Below are 15,307 nucleotides of genomic sequence, written 5' to 3' on the forward strand. Positions count from 1 at the left end.
GCGTTTCATATGCACGCATGGTGTACGGGGGGTGTACGCATGGCGCCCCCCGATTTGGCCCCGGAAATGTCGCGACGGAACACGCGATTTGCCGCTCTCGCCTCTTGAACCCTGCCCCCATGCCCCGCAGTCTCGTCCCAAAGCGCGAGGGAGGAATCGCCACATGACAAAAGTCAAAGCCGCCGTCTGCCACGCCTTCGGCGAGCCGCTGACCATCGAGGAGATCGAGCTGCGGGCTCCGATGCAGGGCGAGGTCGAGGTCAAGCTCGATGCCGTCGCCATCTGCCATTCCGATATCTCCTTCATCGACGGCGGATGGGGCGGCGACCTGCCGGCGGTGTATGGCCACGAGGCGGCGGGCCGGATCACCTCGGTCGGCCCCGGTGTCACTGCCTACAAGCCAGGCGACAAGGTCTTGGTTACGCTCATAAAATCCTGTGGCACCTGCGGCTCCTGCGCCTCCGGCGCGCCGGTCTATTGCGATGGCAACACGCCCGTTGACCCGGCCATTCGCCTGACCGATGGCACCGTCGTCACGAAAGCCATGGAATGCGGTGCCTTTGCCGAGGCCGCCGTGGTCCATCAAAGCCAGCTTGCTCCACTGCCGGACGACATGCCCGCCGATGTGGCAAGCCTGCTGGCCTGCGGCGTGATCACCGGCATCGGCGCGGTGGTGAACACCGCCAAGGTGCGCCCCGGCCAGAATGTCGTGGTGATCGGCGCGGGCGGTGTCGGGCTCAACGCCATTCAGGGCGCACGCATCGCCGGGGCCGCGCGCATCATCGCGATGGACATGTCCGAGGAAAAACTAAACGATGCCAAGGGGTTCGGTGCGACAGACGGCATTCTCGCCACCCAGTCCGAACCCTGGAAGGCCGTGGCCAGGATCACTGGCGGCAAGATGGCCGACGCGGTCTTCGTCACCGTCGGCGCGATCCCGGCCTATGAACAATCCCTGCGCCTGCTGGCGCGCGGCGGCACCATGTATGCCGTGGGGATGCCGCACAGCGGGGCGATGGCGGAATATGAACCGGTGATCATCGCCGCCGTGGGGCAGGGGATGAAAGGCTCCAAGATGGGCGATGCCGTTCTGCCGCGCGACATTCCGTGGATGGTGGACATGTACAGCCAGGGCCGCCTGAAACTGGACGAGCTCATTTCCAACCGTTGGACGCTCGACCAGATCAACGAGGCCATCGCCGACACCAAAACCGGCCACGCACGGCGCAACGTGATCCTGCTCGGCGAGGCGTGACGACCCGTCAATCCCAGGAGTAGACCACAACACCCGTCTGCGCCCGCCCCCCGAGGCGGGCGTAGAGCGCGCGGGCCGGGGCGTTGTCATCCTCGGTCGCCAGCCAGATCGTTTCGCAGCCCATGGCGCGGGCTTCCGTCAGCACAGACTGCCCAAGCGCCAGTCCGATCCCGCGCCGCCGCCAGTCTTCGTGCACGCCGATCTCGTCGAGGTAGAGGCTTGGGGCCTTGTCCGGCATCAGGACAACCGCACCAGAGGCCATCCCGACAAGCGCCCCATCGGCAAGCGCCCCGATCAGCAGTTGTCCCGGTGCCGTCAGCTTGTGTCGCAACGGGTCGGGGCGCACCGGCCCGTCGAACACCCCGTCGCGGACAGACAGGACGAGGTCGGCATCTTCCAAGCCGAGGCGGCGAATCTCGATAGCATCCATTTCAGAGCCTCCTTGCCCAACCGTGCCGGGCGGGGCAGGGTGGCGCAAGCACAGCCGAGGGAGCAGCCGCATGAAACTGGCCGATCTGGAAATCTTCGTCATCGCGCCGCCCAACCCCGGCATGGGCGGGCGCTACTGGATCGTGCCCAAGCTGACCACTGCCTGCGGGATCACGGGCTATGGTGAGTGCTACGCCTCCTCGGTGGGGCCGGAGGCGATGCGCGCGGTGATCGCGGATGTGTTCGGGCGCTATTTCGAGGGCGAAAGCCCCGAGAATATCGAACGCATTTTCCGCCGCACCTATTCCTCGGGCTTCACGCAGCGCCCCGACCTTACCGTCATGGGCGCCTTCGCGGGGCTGGAAATCGCCTGTTGGGATATCCTCGGCAAGGCGCGGAACCGGCCCGTGTGGGCCCTGATCGGCGGCAGGATGAACGAGCGGCTCAGGGCCTACACCTACCTTTACCCGCTTGCCCATCACCACCCGACGGAATTCTGGATTTCGCCCGAAATGGCGGGCGAGGCGGCGGCCGATTGCGTCGCGCGCGGCTACACGGCGGTGAAGTTCGATCCCGCCGGCCCCTACACCATGCGCGGCGGCCACATGCCCGCGATGTCCGACATCACGCGCTCGGTCGCCTTCTGCAAGGCAATCCGGGAGGCCGTGGGCGACCGGGCCGACCTGCTTTTCGGCACCCATGGCCAGTTCACCCCCGGCGGCGCCATTCGGCTCGGCCAGGCGCTGGAGCCCTACAGCCCGCTCTGGTTCGAAGAACCGACCCCCCCCGATAACCACGTCGCCATGGCCGAGGTCGCGCGTGCTGTGCGCATTCCCGTCGCCACCGGCGAACGCCTGACCACCAAGGCCGAGTTTGCCGATGTTCTGCGCGCGGGTGCGGCCACGATCCTGCAACCGGCGCTTGGCCGGGCCGGGGGCATCTGGGAGGGCAAGAAGATCGCCACGCTGGCCGAAGCCTTCGGCGCGCAGATCGCGCCCCATCTCTATGCCGGGCCGGTGGAATGGGCGGCGAATATCCATCTGGGCACCACCTGCCCGAACCTTCTGCTGGTCGAGACGATCGAGACCGACTTCCACCGGGACCTCATCGGCGGCACGATCAAGGTGGAGAACGGCTTTGTCCACGCGCCGGAGGGGCCGGGGCTGGGGATCGAGTTCAACGAGGACCTCGCCCGCGCCCATCCCTGCGACCGCAGCGGGCTGCATCTGGAAATGCAGGACACGCCCTGCGACTGGCAGAACGGCAACGCCTTCGCGGGAGGATCGCCGGACTGAGGCACACCGCCTGTCCGCCACGCGACATCCGGTTTCCGGAATTCACGGCAATGCGGCCGCGCATGATCTCGGCCCGCTGAAAGAACGAAGAAAATGGCGATCCCGCGAGGACTCGAACCCCGAACCTGCTGATTAGAAGTCAGCTGCTCTATCCAGTTGAGCTACGGGACCGCTGTGCTCTAGATGCGCGACCGCGACACCGAACGCAAGGGACAAGCTGCGTCAAATCTCGCGGGTCATGAAGGTGGATAGGGGATCGTCTGCGTAACCTGCATAGGGGCCGCAGGGAATGAATCCTGCGCGGGTGTAAAGCGACCGGGCGGCTGCGTGATCTGTGCCCGCCCCGGTTTCAAGGCTGATCCGTTGCACCCCGCGCGACCGGGCGTCGGCAAGCATGCCCTCCAGCAAGGTCTGACCGGCACCGCGTCCCCGGGCGATGTCGCGCACATGCATGGATTTCAGCTCTTCATGTCCCGGACCGATGCCCACCAAAGCCCCGATTGCCAGAAGCCGGTCATTGTCACGCAGGGAAAAGAGCCGCGTGCCTGCGCCAGTCAGGTCATCGACCGATTTCACATGGCAACTGGCATGCGGGGTCTGGTTCCGCATCAGTGTCTCGTGAATCTGCAACAGCTCGACCACATCCGCGCGACTGGTGTCCTCCAGCGTCACGGTCAGGCGACCTTGGCAGGTCATCCTGTCAGTGGGTCCAGACCTGACGGCGGTTGGTGGCGAAGTTTTCACCATAGCCGCCCTTGCGGATGTTGGCCTTGCGTTTTTGCGGCTGCAGGACGACGGCCTCGATCCCGTGCTCCCGCGCATAGGCCTGCGCGGCCTCCAGGCTGTCGAAGCGCAACTTGACCTGGCTGTTCATGTCGCCCGATCCGGTCCACCCCATCAGCGGATCGACCTCGCGCCGTTCAGCCGGTGCAAATTCCAGCACCCAGGTCTTGGTCTTTCCAAGGCCGGACTGCATCGCGTTCCGGGCAGGCTGATAGATTCGTGCGCGCATCGGGCCACTCCTTGGCAGGTCACGGGGTCGTCTTATCATGAAACCCGGTGTGGTATGCAACGGTCAATCTGGTCGCGGGAAGGGGGAAGCAGGCTGCCGGCCGGGCTCGTGGAGCGAGTGTGGGGTGGGTGGTGCGAGGCCGACCGGCAACCGTTTTGCTGCTTGCCATGCAACCTTAAGGTGGGGATACATCGGGCAGCAAGGGAATACTCCTGCAGATTTCTTACGAAATCGTTTAAAATTCAGCGCAGTACGCGCCCGCGCGATTTTCTTTCGCGCAACACACCCTGCTGACAGAATGCTGTCAGTAGATGTCAGCTATGACATCGCCACCGAAAACGCCCGGCGAAATTCCCAGGCGCCCCCTTGCAGGCGAACAAAAAGAGATCATTCTAAGGGGCAACCCAAGGATAAATGCATGCCCTATTCGACCACCGACCGCCGTGACATCGCCGTAGCCACCGCCTCCCGTCCCAAGCTGGAGGGAGGCAAGCGCTTCGTCATGCACACCACATTTCAGCCCGCAGGCGACCAGCCCACGGCCATCGCGGAACTGGCCGAGGGCGTGATGGGCGGCGAACGCGATCAGGTGCTGCTTGGCGTCACTGGCAGCGGCAAGACCTTCACCATGGCCAAGATCATCGAGGAAACGCAGCGCCCGGCGATCATCCTGGCTCCCAACAAGACGCTCGCCGCACAGCTTTACGGGGAGTTCAAGGGCTTCTTCCCCGACAATGCGGTCGAGTATTTCGTCAGCTACTACGACTATTACCAGCCCGAGGCCTACGTGCCGCGCTCGGACACCTACATAGAAAAAGAATCCCAGATCAACGAACAGATCGACCGGATGCGCCATTCCGCCACCCGGTCCTTGCTGGAGCGCGATGACGTGATCATCGTGGCCTCTGTCAGCTGCATCTACGGCATCGGCTCGCCCGAGACCTACACGGCGATGACGCAGGATATCGAGGTCGGGAAGGAATACGACCAGCGCGCGGTCATGGCCGACCTCATCGCGCAGCAATACAAACGCAACGATCAGGCGTTTCATCGCGGCACCTTCCGCGTGCGGGGCGACAGTCTGGAAATCTGGCCCTCTCACCTTGAAGATCGCGGCTGGCGGCTGTCCTTCTTCGGGGAGGAGCTGGAGTCGATCACCGAGTTCGACACGCTGACCGGGGCCAAGACCGACACGCTGGAAAAGGTCCGCGTCTACGCCAACAGCCACTACGTGACGCCCACACCGACGATGAAACAGGCCATCAAGGGCATCAAGGCAGAGCTGACCCTGCGGCTCAAGCAGTTGGAGGACGAGGGCAAGCTGCTGGAAGCGCAGCGTCTTGAACAGCGCACCCGGTTCGATCTGGAGATGCTGGAGGCCACCGGCGTCTGCAACGGGATCGAGAACTATTCGCGCTACCTGACGGGCCGCGCGCCGGGCGAACCGCCCCCCACTCTGTTCGAATACATCCCCGACAACGCCATCGTCTTCGCCGATGAATCCCACGTCTCCGTGCCCCAGATCGGCGGCATGTACCGGGGCGACTACCGGCGCAAGTTCACGCTGGCCGAACATGGCTTCCGCCTGCCCAGTTGCATGGACAACCGCCCGCTGAAATTCGAGGAATGGGACGCGATGCGGCCGCAATCCGTCTTCGTCTCCGCCACTCCCGCCGCGTGGGAGCTGGAACAGACCGGCGGCGTCTTCACGGAACAGGTGATCCGGCCCACGGGGCTCTTGGACCCCGAGGTCGAGATCCGCCCCGTCACCACGCAGGTCGACGACGTTATGGACGAAATCCGCAAGGTGACGGCGGCGGGCTTCCGCACGCTTGTCACGACGCTGACGAAACGCATGGCCGAGGACCTGACCGAATACCTGCACGAACAGGGCATCAAGGTGCGCTACATGCATTCCGACATTGACACGATCGAACGGATCGAGATCCTGCGCGACCTGCGGCTCGGGGCCTTCGACGTGCTGGTCGGCATCAACCTTCTGCGCGAGGGGCTCGACATCCCCGAATGCGGGCTGGTGGCCATTCTGGACGCGGATAAGGAGGGGTTCCTGCGCTCCGAAACCTCGCTGGTTCAGACCATCGGGCGCGCCGCAAGGAACGCCGAGGGCCGCGTGATCATGTATGCCGACCGCGTGACCGGCAGCATGGAACGCGCCATCGGCGAGACCAACCGCCGCCGCGAAAAGCAGATGGCCTATAACGAGGAACACGGGATCACGCCCGAGACGGTGAAGAAGAACGTCGAGGATATTCTGGCGGGCCTCTACGAGGGCGACGTCGACATGGCCCGCGTCACCGCCAAGGTGGACAAGCCCCTGCACGGCGCCAATCTTGAGGCGCATCTGGAGGGCCTGCGAGAGCAGATGCGCAAGGCCGCCGAGAACCTCGAATTCGAGGAAGCCGCCCGCCTGCGGGATGAGGTCAAACGGCTGGAAACGGTGGACCTTGTGGTCTCGGACGACCCTTTGGCGCGTCAATCCGCCGTGGACGCGGCTGTGGAGGGGGCCGCGAAGGCCTCGGGCCGGTCAACGGCGGGGCGGCCGGGGCAGAGGGGTGGGAAGAGAAGGAGGGGGTGATCGGTATGTAGAGGTTAGCGGATCGCACCGCGTTGGTTTTCGTAAGAAAGGCGTTGATTTTCGAAGCGCCTTTGTTGATACCAACGCTTTCGTGTCACGTAGCAAAAACGCATACCGCAAGGAGTATCAATCAACCACGATCTTTCGGACATATGGAAAACATCCCAGCCATGATCTCTAAGGGTCGCAATGGCCTCCACCTTAGATGGGACATTTAGCAACGCCAGTATAATACTTACGTATTGGTTGGGGAGTGCAAGATCGGGAGAGAGATCAAATCTTATCATCGGACGACCGCACTGATTAAGACCCCTAAGAGCGGGATGATTATGTCCAGCGTGTTCAATTTGCACTTAGATACCTACTTCTTTTTAACGTCTTTTTACTTTGGGTTACCTAGCATCAACTCCGCGATCAAGTCATCTGCGGAAGTCAGATTTTGACGGATCAATCTTCTTGACTTAAGATCACGGATCAAAGGAAGCATTGCAAATACAACCACAGCAACGTAACTGAGACCGAGAAGTAGGGACTTCAATAGTGTTAGGCTTTCAGATGCACTATTAGAAAAATCAACTAAAAGAATGAAAGCCAGCAACGCCGCAGACAACGAAATAGCAAACGGCCAATAGTTTGAACGCACCCCGCTCAACCCAACGCGCTTCAATTCTCGATCCGCATCGCCTAAATATCTTTTTGCTTCTTGGTGCTTGCTTAGTTTTTCTCCAGTCTCAGGCAGCTTAATAGTTTCTAGACCTTTCTGCAAGCCATCACAAATTCTTCTCTCTGAGAAGTAGGTGTCTCCAAAATAGGCGTAAAAGGCTGCAAAACCCACATTCAGGCCGACAGCAAGCTGTGCCAAACTTTGATAGTCACCCAACATAGTTTCTACTGCCTAAATCAGTTTTCTTTCACCTTAGCACATAGCGAAAAGAACTCAAATCCCGCATTCGAACCGAGACAGTTGCTACCCAAGCCGCTCTCCAAACGCGCCAGACATGTCCACACCCGGTTTTCGCTCCGAATTGAACATCGGACGGTTCACCGATGAAGACGCGGCGGAACAAGGGCTGCAGGTTCCGGAATTCTGAGCCTCAGACCTCCAGCTCCGCCACCGGGATGATCGGGAAGAACTGGCCGGAGGACCAGACGCCGAACATGTCCACGCCCTCGACCTCGTGCGATTCGCCGAGCTCGATCATCCGGTAGAAGGTCTTGCGGTCAATCAGCGCCTCCAGCCCGGCGCGGATATGGATGTAGGGCGAGGGTTCGCCGGTCTCGTCGCGCTCCACGCGGATGGGGTGATCCGAATCCGCGACCACCACATCCTCCACATTGGTGGTGAAGGTCATGACCTGGTCACGGCCATCGCCCGCCGCGTCCATGTCCACCGCCACGAAGGGGGCGTCCACCACGCGGATGCCGACCTTTTCGACCGGCGTCACGAGGAAATATTTGCCGTCTTCCAGCTTCAGGATCGAGGCAAAGAGCTTGACCAGCGGAAAGCGGCCAATCGGGGTGCCGAGGTAGAACCAGGTGCCGTCGCGCCGGATTTCCATGTCCAGATCGCCGCAGAAATCGGGGTTCCACAGGTGAACCGGCGGGTGCTTGCCGTCTTTCTGGGCGGCTTTCGCCGCTGCAATCAGGCTGTCGGGGGTGGCTTTCACGATCATTTGTCCGGTCTTTGCTTTTGCCGTTTGAGCTTGCCGCAATAGTTGTCTTTACTAGGAGAACATAACCATTCACCGGAGTATTGCCATGTCTGACCCCGAAAAGCTGGTCACAGAGATCGAAAATCTGGGGGGAAAGCTGGCCGAGGCCAAGGCCGCCATCGCCACGCGCATCATCGGGCAGGAGGAGGTGGTGAACCTGTCGCTCGCCGCGATGTTGTCGGGCGGCCATGCGCTGCTGATGGGTCTGCCGGGGATGGGCAAGACGCTGCTGGTCGATACGCTGTCCACCGTCATGGGGCTGAGCGGGTCTCGCATTCAGTTCACGCCGGATCTGATGCCCGCCGATATCCTGGGGTCGGAAGTGCTGGAAACCGGCGGCGACGGGGCGCGGTCGTTCCGTTTCATCGAGGGGCCGATCTTCTGTCAGCTTCTGATGGCCGATGAGATCAACCGCGCCTCCCCCCGGACGCAATCGGCGCTGTTGCAGGCGATGCAGGAGATGGAGGTGACCGTCGCGGGCGTCCACCATCCGCTGCCGCGCCCCTTCCATGTGCTGGCCACGCAGAACCCGATTGAACAGGAGGGCACCTATCCGCTGCCCGAGGCGCAGCTGGACCGGTTTTTGGTGAAGATCGACGTGGATTACCCGGATAGGGCGACCGAGAAGGGCATTCTACTGGCCACCACCGGCACCGAGGAAACGGTGGCGCATCAGGTGTTCGATTCCAACACGCTGATGGCCGCGCAGCAAGTGGTGCGGCGGATGCCCGTCGGCGATGCGGTGGTCGAGATGATCCTCGATCTGGTGCGCGCCTGCCGGCCCGAGGATGCCGGCGCGCCCGCGATGGTGCGCGACCATGTGGCCTGGGGCCCCGGCCCGCGTGCGGCGCAGGCGCTGATGTTGACGGTGCGGGCGCGGGCGCTGCTGGACGGGAGGCTGGCGCCCTCGCCCGAGGATGTGGCCGCCATGGCGCGGCCGGTTCTGTCGCACCGCATGGCCTTGAGTTTCGCGGCACGGGCCGAGGGGATCGAGCTCGATGCGGTGATTGACGCGGTCACTGCACAGGCCACCCGCACCGAGGCCGCCGCTTGACCCAACCCACGCTTCATACCGCCGAGACGCTGCGGTCCCGTTCCGAGGCGGTCGCGGGTAGCCTGCCTGCGCTGCTGGCCGATGCGCAGCATCTGGCGGCGACGATCCTGCTTGGGGAACACGGGCGGAAGCGGCACGGGATGGGCGATGAGTTCTGGCAGTATCGCAATGCCGAAGCGGGGGATTCCCTGCGGTCGATCGACTGGCGGCGTTCGGCCCGGGCGGACGGGCTTTACGTGCGGCAGACCGAATGGAAAGCGGCGCAATCGGTGATGATCGGCGTCGATGACGGGCAGAGCATGGGGTATTCGGGGGCGAAATCACGCCCCTCCAAGCTGCGCCGCGCGCAGACGCTGGCGATGGCTTTGGCAATCCTGGCCGTTCGAGGCGGCGAACGGGTGGGGCTGACCCATCTGTCCGATCCCCCGCGCGGCGGTGAGGCGCAGCTGATGCGCATGGCGGCGGCACTGATGGAGGAGCGGGAGACGCCGGATTATGGCGCGCCGTCGCCGCAGATCCTGCCCGCCGGGTCGCGGGCGGTGTTCTTCTCGGACTTCCTCGGTGATCTGACGCCGCTGGAACGGGCGCTTGGGCAGGCGGCAGACCGGGGCGTGAAGGGCGCGCTGGTGCAGCTGCTGGACCCAGACGAGGAGAGCTTTCCGTTCGATGGGCGCACGGTCTTCGAAAGCATGGGCGGCGGGTTGCGGTTCGAGACGCTGAAGGCGGGCGGGCTGCGCGCGGCCTATCTGAAGCGGCTTGCAGCGCGGAAGGACCAGCTGCGCCAGATCGCGGCGCGCACCGGCTGGCGCTATCATTGCCACCATACCGGCGATGCGGCGGAGCCGAGCCTGCTGTGGCTTTACCGGGCGCTCGAAAAGGGGGCGTCATGATGGCGGTTAGCGGTGGCGAATGCCCTTCGGAGGGCATTGAAACGCTCTTCGAAGAGCGTTCTGGCGCACCATACAGCCGGGAGAGAGCCGTTCGACGGATCGCGGATCAAATTCCTTCGAAGGAATTTGCAAGCCTCTTCGAAGAGGCTTCCCCGCGCCAAATGGGACAGGCAGCGTCATGATCGGACCTGTTGCCTTCGCCACGCCGCTTCTGTTGCTGACGCTCTTTTTCCTGCCGATCCTGTGGTGGCTGTTGCGCGCCGTGCCGCCTGCGCCCATCCTGCGGCGCTTTCCCGGCGTGGCGCTGCTCATCGGCCTCAGGGACGAAGACAGCCAGTCCGACAAAACCCCCTGGTGGCTGCTGCTCTTGCGCATTCTTGCTGTCGCCGCCGCTATCATCGGCTTTGCCGGGCCGGTTCTGAATCCGCAGGAGGCGAGCGATCAGGACGGCCCGCTGCTGGTGTTGATGGATGGCTCCTGGGCCTCGGCCCGCGATTGGCCGTCCCGGGTCGACCGGGCGCTGGCGCTGATCGAGGATGCGGGCCGTGAGGGCCGCCCGGTGGCGCTGGTCCAGCTGACCGACCTGCCGCCCGAGGGCGACATGCCCTTCCAATCGGCCAATGCCTGGGCGGCGCGGCTCGACAATCTCGACCCGGCTCCTTTCGCCCCCGACATGGCGCAGGCACTGGCCTGGGCCGAGGGGTTGGAGACCGGTATCCAGACCTTCTGGTTCTCGGACGGGCTGGACCATGCGGGCCGCGACGCGCTGCTGGACCGTTTGCAACAGGCCGGGCCGGTCACCGCCTTTGAGGGCAGCCGCACGCTGCTGGCGCTCGGCCCGCCCCGGTTCGAGGATGGTGCGATCCGGCTGTCCGGGCAGCGGCTGGAGGGCGCGGGCGCGCGGGAGGTGACCGTTCAGGGGTTTGGCCTCGACCCTGCCGGGATCGAGCGGGAACTGGCGCGCGGCGTGATGGTGTTCGACGCCGGTGAGACCAGCGCCGAAATGGAGCTCGACCTGCCGCCGGAACTGCGTAACCGGATGAACCGCTTCGAGATCGCGGGCGAACGCAGCGCCGGGGCGGTGACGCTGACCGATGACGCGTTGCAGCGCCGCCAGGTGGGTCTTGTCGCGGGCAGCCCGGATCAGGAGGGGCAGGAACTGCTGTCGCCGCTGCACTACCTGCGGCAGGCGCTGGCGCCCACGGCGGACCTGCTGGAGGTGGCGCTGCCCGACATGCTGCTGGCCAGCCCCGATGTGATCATCCTTGCCGATGTGGCGACGCTCTCGCCCGAGGAAGATTCCGAGCTGCTGGCCTGGGTGGAGCGGGGCGGCATGCTGCTGCGCTTTGCCGGGCCGCGTCTGGCGGGGTCGGACCTCGCCCGCGACAGCGCCCATCCGCTGATGCCCGTGCGCCTGCGCGAAGGGGGCCGCACCGTGGGCGGCGCGATGAGTTGGGGGGAGCCCAAGGCGCTGCGCGTCTTTGACGAGGCCTCACCTTTCTACGGATTGCCGATTCCGGCGGATGTTCTGGTCACCGCGCAGGTGCTGGCACAGCCCGACCCGGAACTGGCCAGCCGTACCATCGCGGCACTGGCTGACGGCACGCCGCTTGTCACCCGCAGCCGGTTGGGACAGGGGCAGGTGGTGCTGTTCCATGTCACGGCCAATGCGGAATGGTCGAGCCTGCCGCTGTCGGGCCTGTTCGTGCAGATGCTCGAGCGGTTGGCGATTTCGACCCGTCCCGTGGACCCGGATGCCGCCGATCTGGAGGGTATCACCTGGGTTCCGGATGTGGTGCTCGACGCCTATGGTCAGCGCCGGGATGCCGGGGCCCTGCCGGGCGTGGCTGGGGCCGATCTGGCCAATGCGCCTTTGTCGGCAACGCTGCTGCCGGGGCTTTATGCCGGATCGGATCGGCGGGTGGCGCGCAATGTGATGGCGGCTGACGCGGTTCTGACCCCGGTCGACTGGCCTGCGGATGTGCCTGTCGAGGGGCTGCGCGTGGTCGAGACGGAAGACCTGACGCCCTATTTCCTCGTGACCGCTTTGGTGCTGCTTTTGCTCGACTCGCTCGCGGCCCTGTGGCTGTCGGGCCGCTTGACCGGCGCGGCGCGGGGGGCGGCCATGCTGCTGGTGGCGCTGCTGGCACAACCGGGGGAGGCGCAGGAGCTCAGCGATGACGACATCCTCGCGCTGCTCGCCACCTCCGAGATCACGCTAGGTTATGTGCTGACCGGGGATGAGCAGCTTGACGAGATCTCTCGTGCGGGTCTCTGGGGGCTGGGGCTGACACTGACCAGCCGCACCTCGGTCGAACCTGCCGCGCCAATCGGCGTCGATCTGGAAACCGACGAGCTGGTGTTCTTCCCGCTGCTCTACTGGCCGATCAGTGCCGATCAGCCGACGCCGTCCGACGCCGCCTATGCGCGTCTGAACGCCTATCTGCGCGGGGGTGGCATGATCGTTTTCGACACGCGCGACGCCGATATCGGAGCCTTCGGGGCGGGCACGCCCAATGGCCGCCGCCTGCGGGACCTGGCCGAGCCGCTGGATATCCCGCCACTGGAACCGATCCCCGATGACCACGTGCTGACCCGTGCGTTTTATCTGCTGCAGGATTTCCCCGGCCGCCATCTGGGCCGCGATGTCTGGGTCGAGGCCGCGCCGCCCGATGCCGAACAGGTCGAGGGCATGCCCTTCCGCAACCTCAATGACGGGGTGACGCCGGTCATCATCGGCGGCAATGACTGGGCCGCGGCCTGGGCCACCTCGCCCTCTGGTCAACCGATGTTCCCGGTGGGGCGCGGCTTCACCGGTGAGCGGCAGCGCGAGATTGCCCTGCGCTTCGGCGTGAACCTCGTGATGCATGTGCTAAGCGGCAATTACAAATCCGATCAGGTCCATGTCCCGGCCCTGCTGGAACGGTTGGGGCAATGACATGACCGGATCCATTCTCTTTGACCCGTTGCTGTCCTGGCCCCTCATCTGGGGGTTGGCGGGGGCTGTGCTGGCATTGCTCGCGTTGCAGGTCTGGCGGGGCTTGCCCGGCTGGTGGCTGCGCGGGTTGGCGGGGCTGGCGCTGCTGGTGGCGCTGGCCAACCCGGCGCTGCAAAACGAAGAGCGGGAGCCGCTGAGCGATATCGTGCTGCTGGTGATCGACGAAAGCGCCTCGCAACGCATTTCCGACCGTCCGGGACAAAGTGAAGAGGCGATTGCCGAGATCCGCCGAGAGGTGGCGGGTCTGGGGATGGAGCTGCGCGAGGCGCGGGTTGCGGATGCCGAAGACAATCAGGGCACGCTGGTCATGGCGGCGCTGTCGGAACTGCTGGCCGAAGAGCCGCGCGCGCGCATTGCCGGGGCCATTCTGGTCACCGACGGGCGCATCCATGACCTCGACCTGGCCCCCGACCTGCCCGCGCCGCTGCATGCGCTGATCACCGGGGAAGCGACGGATTGGGACCGGCGGCTGATCATCCGCAACGCACCCTCCTTCGCCATTCTGGACGAAGAGTTTGTCATGACCCTGCGCGTCGAGGATGAGGGCGCGGTGCCCGGTGACCTGCCGGCGCGGGCAGAGCTGCGGATTTCCATCGACGGGGACGCGCCGCGCAGCTTCATGGTGCCCATTGGCCAGGATATGGAGCTGCCGCTGGTGCTGCCGCATGCGGGCATGAACGTGATCCAGTTCGAACTGCCGGAAGCGCCGGGCGAGCTGACCGACCGCAACAATGCCGCCGTGGTGCAGATCAACGGCGTGCGCGACCGGCTTCGGGTTCTGCTGGTCTCCGGCCAGCCGCATCCGGGGCAACGGACCTGGCGCAACCTGCTGAAATCCGATCCGGCGGTGGACCTTGTGCATTTCACCATCCTGCGCCCGCCCGATCGCAACGATGGCGTGCCGGTCACGGAACTGAGCCTCATCGCCTTCCCCACGCGGGAGCTGTTTCTGGAAACCATCGACGAGTTCGACCTGGTGATCTTCGACCGATACGAACGGCGGGGAATCCTGCCGATGGTCTATCTCGACAATGTCCGCCAATACGTGGAACGGGGCGGGGCGCTGCTGATGGCGACGGGGCCGGAATTTGCCTCTGCCGCCTCGCTCTACCGAACGCCTTTGGCCGATATCATGCCGGGCCGCCCCACGGCGCAGGTGGTGGAACAGCCCTATCTGCCGGTGGTGTCCGCCCTTGGCGAACGGCATCCGGTGACGCGGGGGCTGAGCGATGAGCATACGCCCCTGCCCGACAGCGACGCGCCCTGGGGCCGCTGGCTGCGGCAGATCGAGCTGATCGAGGGTGGCGGTCAGACGGTGATGACCGGGGCGGGTGAGCGACCCTTGCTGATGCTCGACCGGGTGGCCGAGGGGCGCGTGGCGCTGCTGGCCTCGGATCACGCCTGGCTGTGGGATCGCGGTTATGAAGGTGGCGGGCCGCAGCTTGAACTGCTCAGGCGGCTGGCGCATTGGATGATGGGCGAGCCCGAGCTGGAGGAAGAGGCGCTGCGGGCCGAGGCCGACGGGCAGGTGATCTTCGTCACCCGCCAGACCCTGGGCGATGCGGTCGGGTCGGTGACGGTGACCTACCCGGACGGGTCGGAGCATGAGCTAATATTGGACGAAACCGCGCCGGGCCGGTTCACGGGCGAAGTGACGGGACCGGAAACCGGGCTTTACCGGTTGCGCGAGGGCGAGGAAGAGGCGGTCATCGCGCTTGGCCCCGCTGCCCCGCGTGAGTTCGAGGAGACGCTGGCCAATGGTGAGGCGGTAGAGCCGTTAGCGGGTGCGATGCGCGGCGGGGTGCTGCGGTTGGAAGGGGGCGTGCCGGATGTGCGGCTCGTGTCCGAGGGGCGGAACGCGGCGGGGCGCGGCTGGATCGGCCTGACCCCGCGCGGGGCCTACCTGACCACCGATATCACGGTGACGCCGCTGATTGCCGGCTGGCTGTTCCTGCTGATCGCGGCGGGACTGATGCTGGCGGCGTGGCTGCGCGAGGGACGGCGGTAGTTTCGCCGCGCCTTCGGCCCGTCGACCAGGGGCGATTTTTGGAAAAATCGCGGGGGGC

12 protein-coding genes and 1 tRNA gene are annotated in these 15,307 nt (G+C 64.8%); 7 read left to right on the forward strand and 6 right to left on the reverse strand.

Annotated elements, in window-relative coordinates; genetic code table 11:
• The first annotated feature begins 163 nt into the window (after window positions 1-163).
• Window positions 164-1,255 carry a Zn-dependent alcohol dehydrogenase gene (locus tag BKY26_RS14090; protein ID WP_071691029.1) on the forward strand — a complete coding sequence of 364 codons (1,092 nt, stop codon included), beginning with the start codon at window positions 164-166 and terminating at the stop codon, window positions 1,253-1,255.
• 7 nt (window positions 1,256-1,262) lie between these two features.
• On the opposite strand, the gene BKY26_RS14095 is transcribed toward BKY26_RS14090, so the two are convergent.
• Complete coding sequence (locus BKY26_RS14095; RefSeq protein WP_071691030.1) at window positions 1,263-1,685, reverse strand: GNAT family N-acetyltransferase; 423 nt, start codon at window positions 1,683-1,685, stop codon at window positions 1,263-1,265.
• Between the two features lie 70 nt (window positions 1,686-1,755).
• Between BKY26_RS14095 and BKY26_RS14100 the strand changes: the two genes are divergently transcribed.
• A complete protein-coding gene (locus BKY26_RS14100; RefSeq protein ID WP_071691031.1) occupies window positions 1,756-2,979 on the forward strand; it encodes a mandelate racemase/muconate lactonizing enzyme family protein in 1,224 nt (407 codons plus the stop codon).
• 94 nt (window positions 2,980-3,073) lie between these two features.
• Here the strand turns inward: BKY26_RS14100 and BKY26_RS14105 are convergent.
• From BKY26_RS14105 to BKY26_RS14115, 3 genes are all read right to left on the reverse strand, one after another.
• Window positions 3,074-3,150, reverse strand: a tRNA-Arg gene (locus BKY26_RS14105).
• A gap of 51 nt (window positions 3,151-3,201) precedes the next feature.
• The gene (locus BKY26_RS14110) at window positions 3,202-3,675 is read right to left on the reverse strand and encodes a GNAT family N-acetyltransferase (RefSeq protein WP_071691032.1); all 474 of its coding nucleotides are present in this window, start codon (window positions 3,673-3,675) and stop codon (window positions 3,202-3,204) included.
• Between the two features lie 4 nt (window positions 3,676-3,679).
• Window positions 3,680-3,991, reverse strand: coding sequence for an ETC complex I subunit (locus BKY26_RS14115; protein ID WP_071691033.1), 312 nt, complete (start codon window positions 3,989-3,991; stop codon window positions 3,680-3,682).
• 418 nt (window positions 3,992-4,409) lie between these two features.
• Between BKY26_RS14115 and uvrB the strand changes: the two genes are divergently transcribed.
• A complete protein-coding gene (gene uvrB / locus BKY26_RS14120; protein WP_083431463.1) occupies window positions 4,410-6,587 on the forward strand; it encodes an excinuclease ABC subunit UvrB in 2,178 nt (725 codons plus the stop codon).
• 382 nt (window positions 6,588-6,969) lie between these two features.
• Here uvrB and BKY26_RS14125 read toward each other — a convergent pair whose 3' ends face one another.
• Both BKY26_RS14125 and BKY26_RS14130 read right to left on the reverse strand, forming a co-directional pair.
• Window positions 6,970-7,470 (reverse strand): hypothetical protein, encoded by a 501-nt coding sequence (locus BKY26_RS14125; protein ID WP_071691034.1) that lies wholly within the window; start codon window positions 7,468-7,470, stop codon window positions 6,970-6,972.
• Between the two features lie 211 nt (window positions 7,471-7,681).
• Window positions 7,682-8,260 (reverse strand): DUF1285 domain-containing protein, encoded by a 579-nt coding sequence (locus BKY26_RS14130; protein ID WP_071691035.1) that lies wholly within the window; start codon window positions 8,258-8,260, stop codon window positions 7,682-7,684.
• 85 nt (window positions 8,261-8,345) lie between these two features.
• Here BKY26_RS14130 and BKY26_RS14135 point away from each other — a divergent pair, with 85 nt between their 5' ends.
• The 4 genes from BKY26_RS14135 (at window position 8,346) to BKY26_RS14150 (ending at window position 15,249) form a co-directional block, all read left to right on the forward strand.
• On the forward strand, window positions 8,346-9,353 hold the full coding sequence (locus BKY26_RS14135) for an AAA family ATPase (protein WP_071691036.1): 1,008 nt from the start codon (window positions 8,346-8,348) through the stop codon (window positions 9,351-9,353).
• Complete coding sequence (locus tag BKY26_RS14140) at window positions 9,350-10,243, forward strand: DUF58 domain-containing protein (RefSeq protein WP_071691037.1); 894 nt, start codon at window positions 9,350-9,352, stop codon at window positions 10,241-10,243. Before BKY26_RS14135 ends, BKY26_RS14140 begins: the two co-directional genes overlap by 4 nt.
• Window positions 10,244-10,421: 178 nt before the next feature.
• Window positions 10,422-13,181 carry a DUF4159 domain-containing protein gene (locus tag BKY26_RS14145; protein ID WP_071691038.1) on the forward strand — a complete coding sequence of 920 codons (2,760 nt, stop codon included), beginning with the start codon at window positions 10,422-10,424 and terminating at the stop codon, window positions 13,179-13,181.
• A 1-nt stretch (window position 13,182) separates the two neighbouring features.
• On the forward strand, window positions 13,183-15,249 hold the full coding sequence (locus tag BKY26_RS14150; protein ID WP_071691039.1) for a hypothetical protein: 2,067 nt from the start codon (window positions 13,183-13,185) through the stop codon (window positions 15,247-15,249).
• Window positions 15,250-15,307: the final 58 nt, after the last annotated feature.

Source organism: Nioella sediminis (assembly GCF_001879695.1).
Taxonomy (GTDB): domain Bacteria; phylum Pseudomonadota; class Alphaproteobacteria; order Rhodobacterales; family Rhodobacteraceae; genus Nioella; species Nioella sediminis.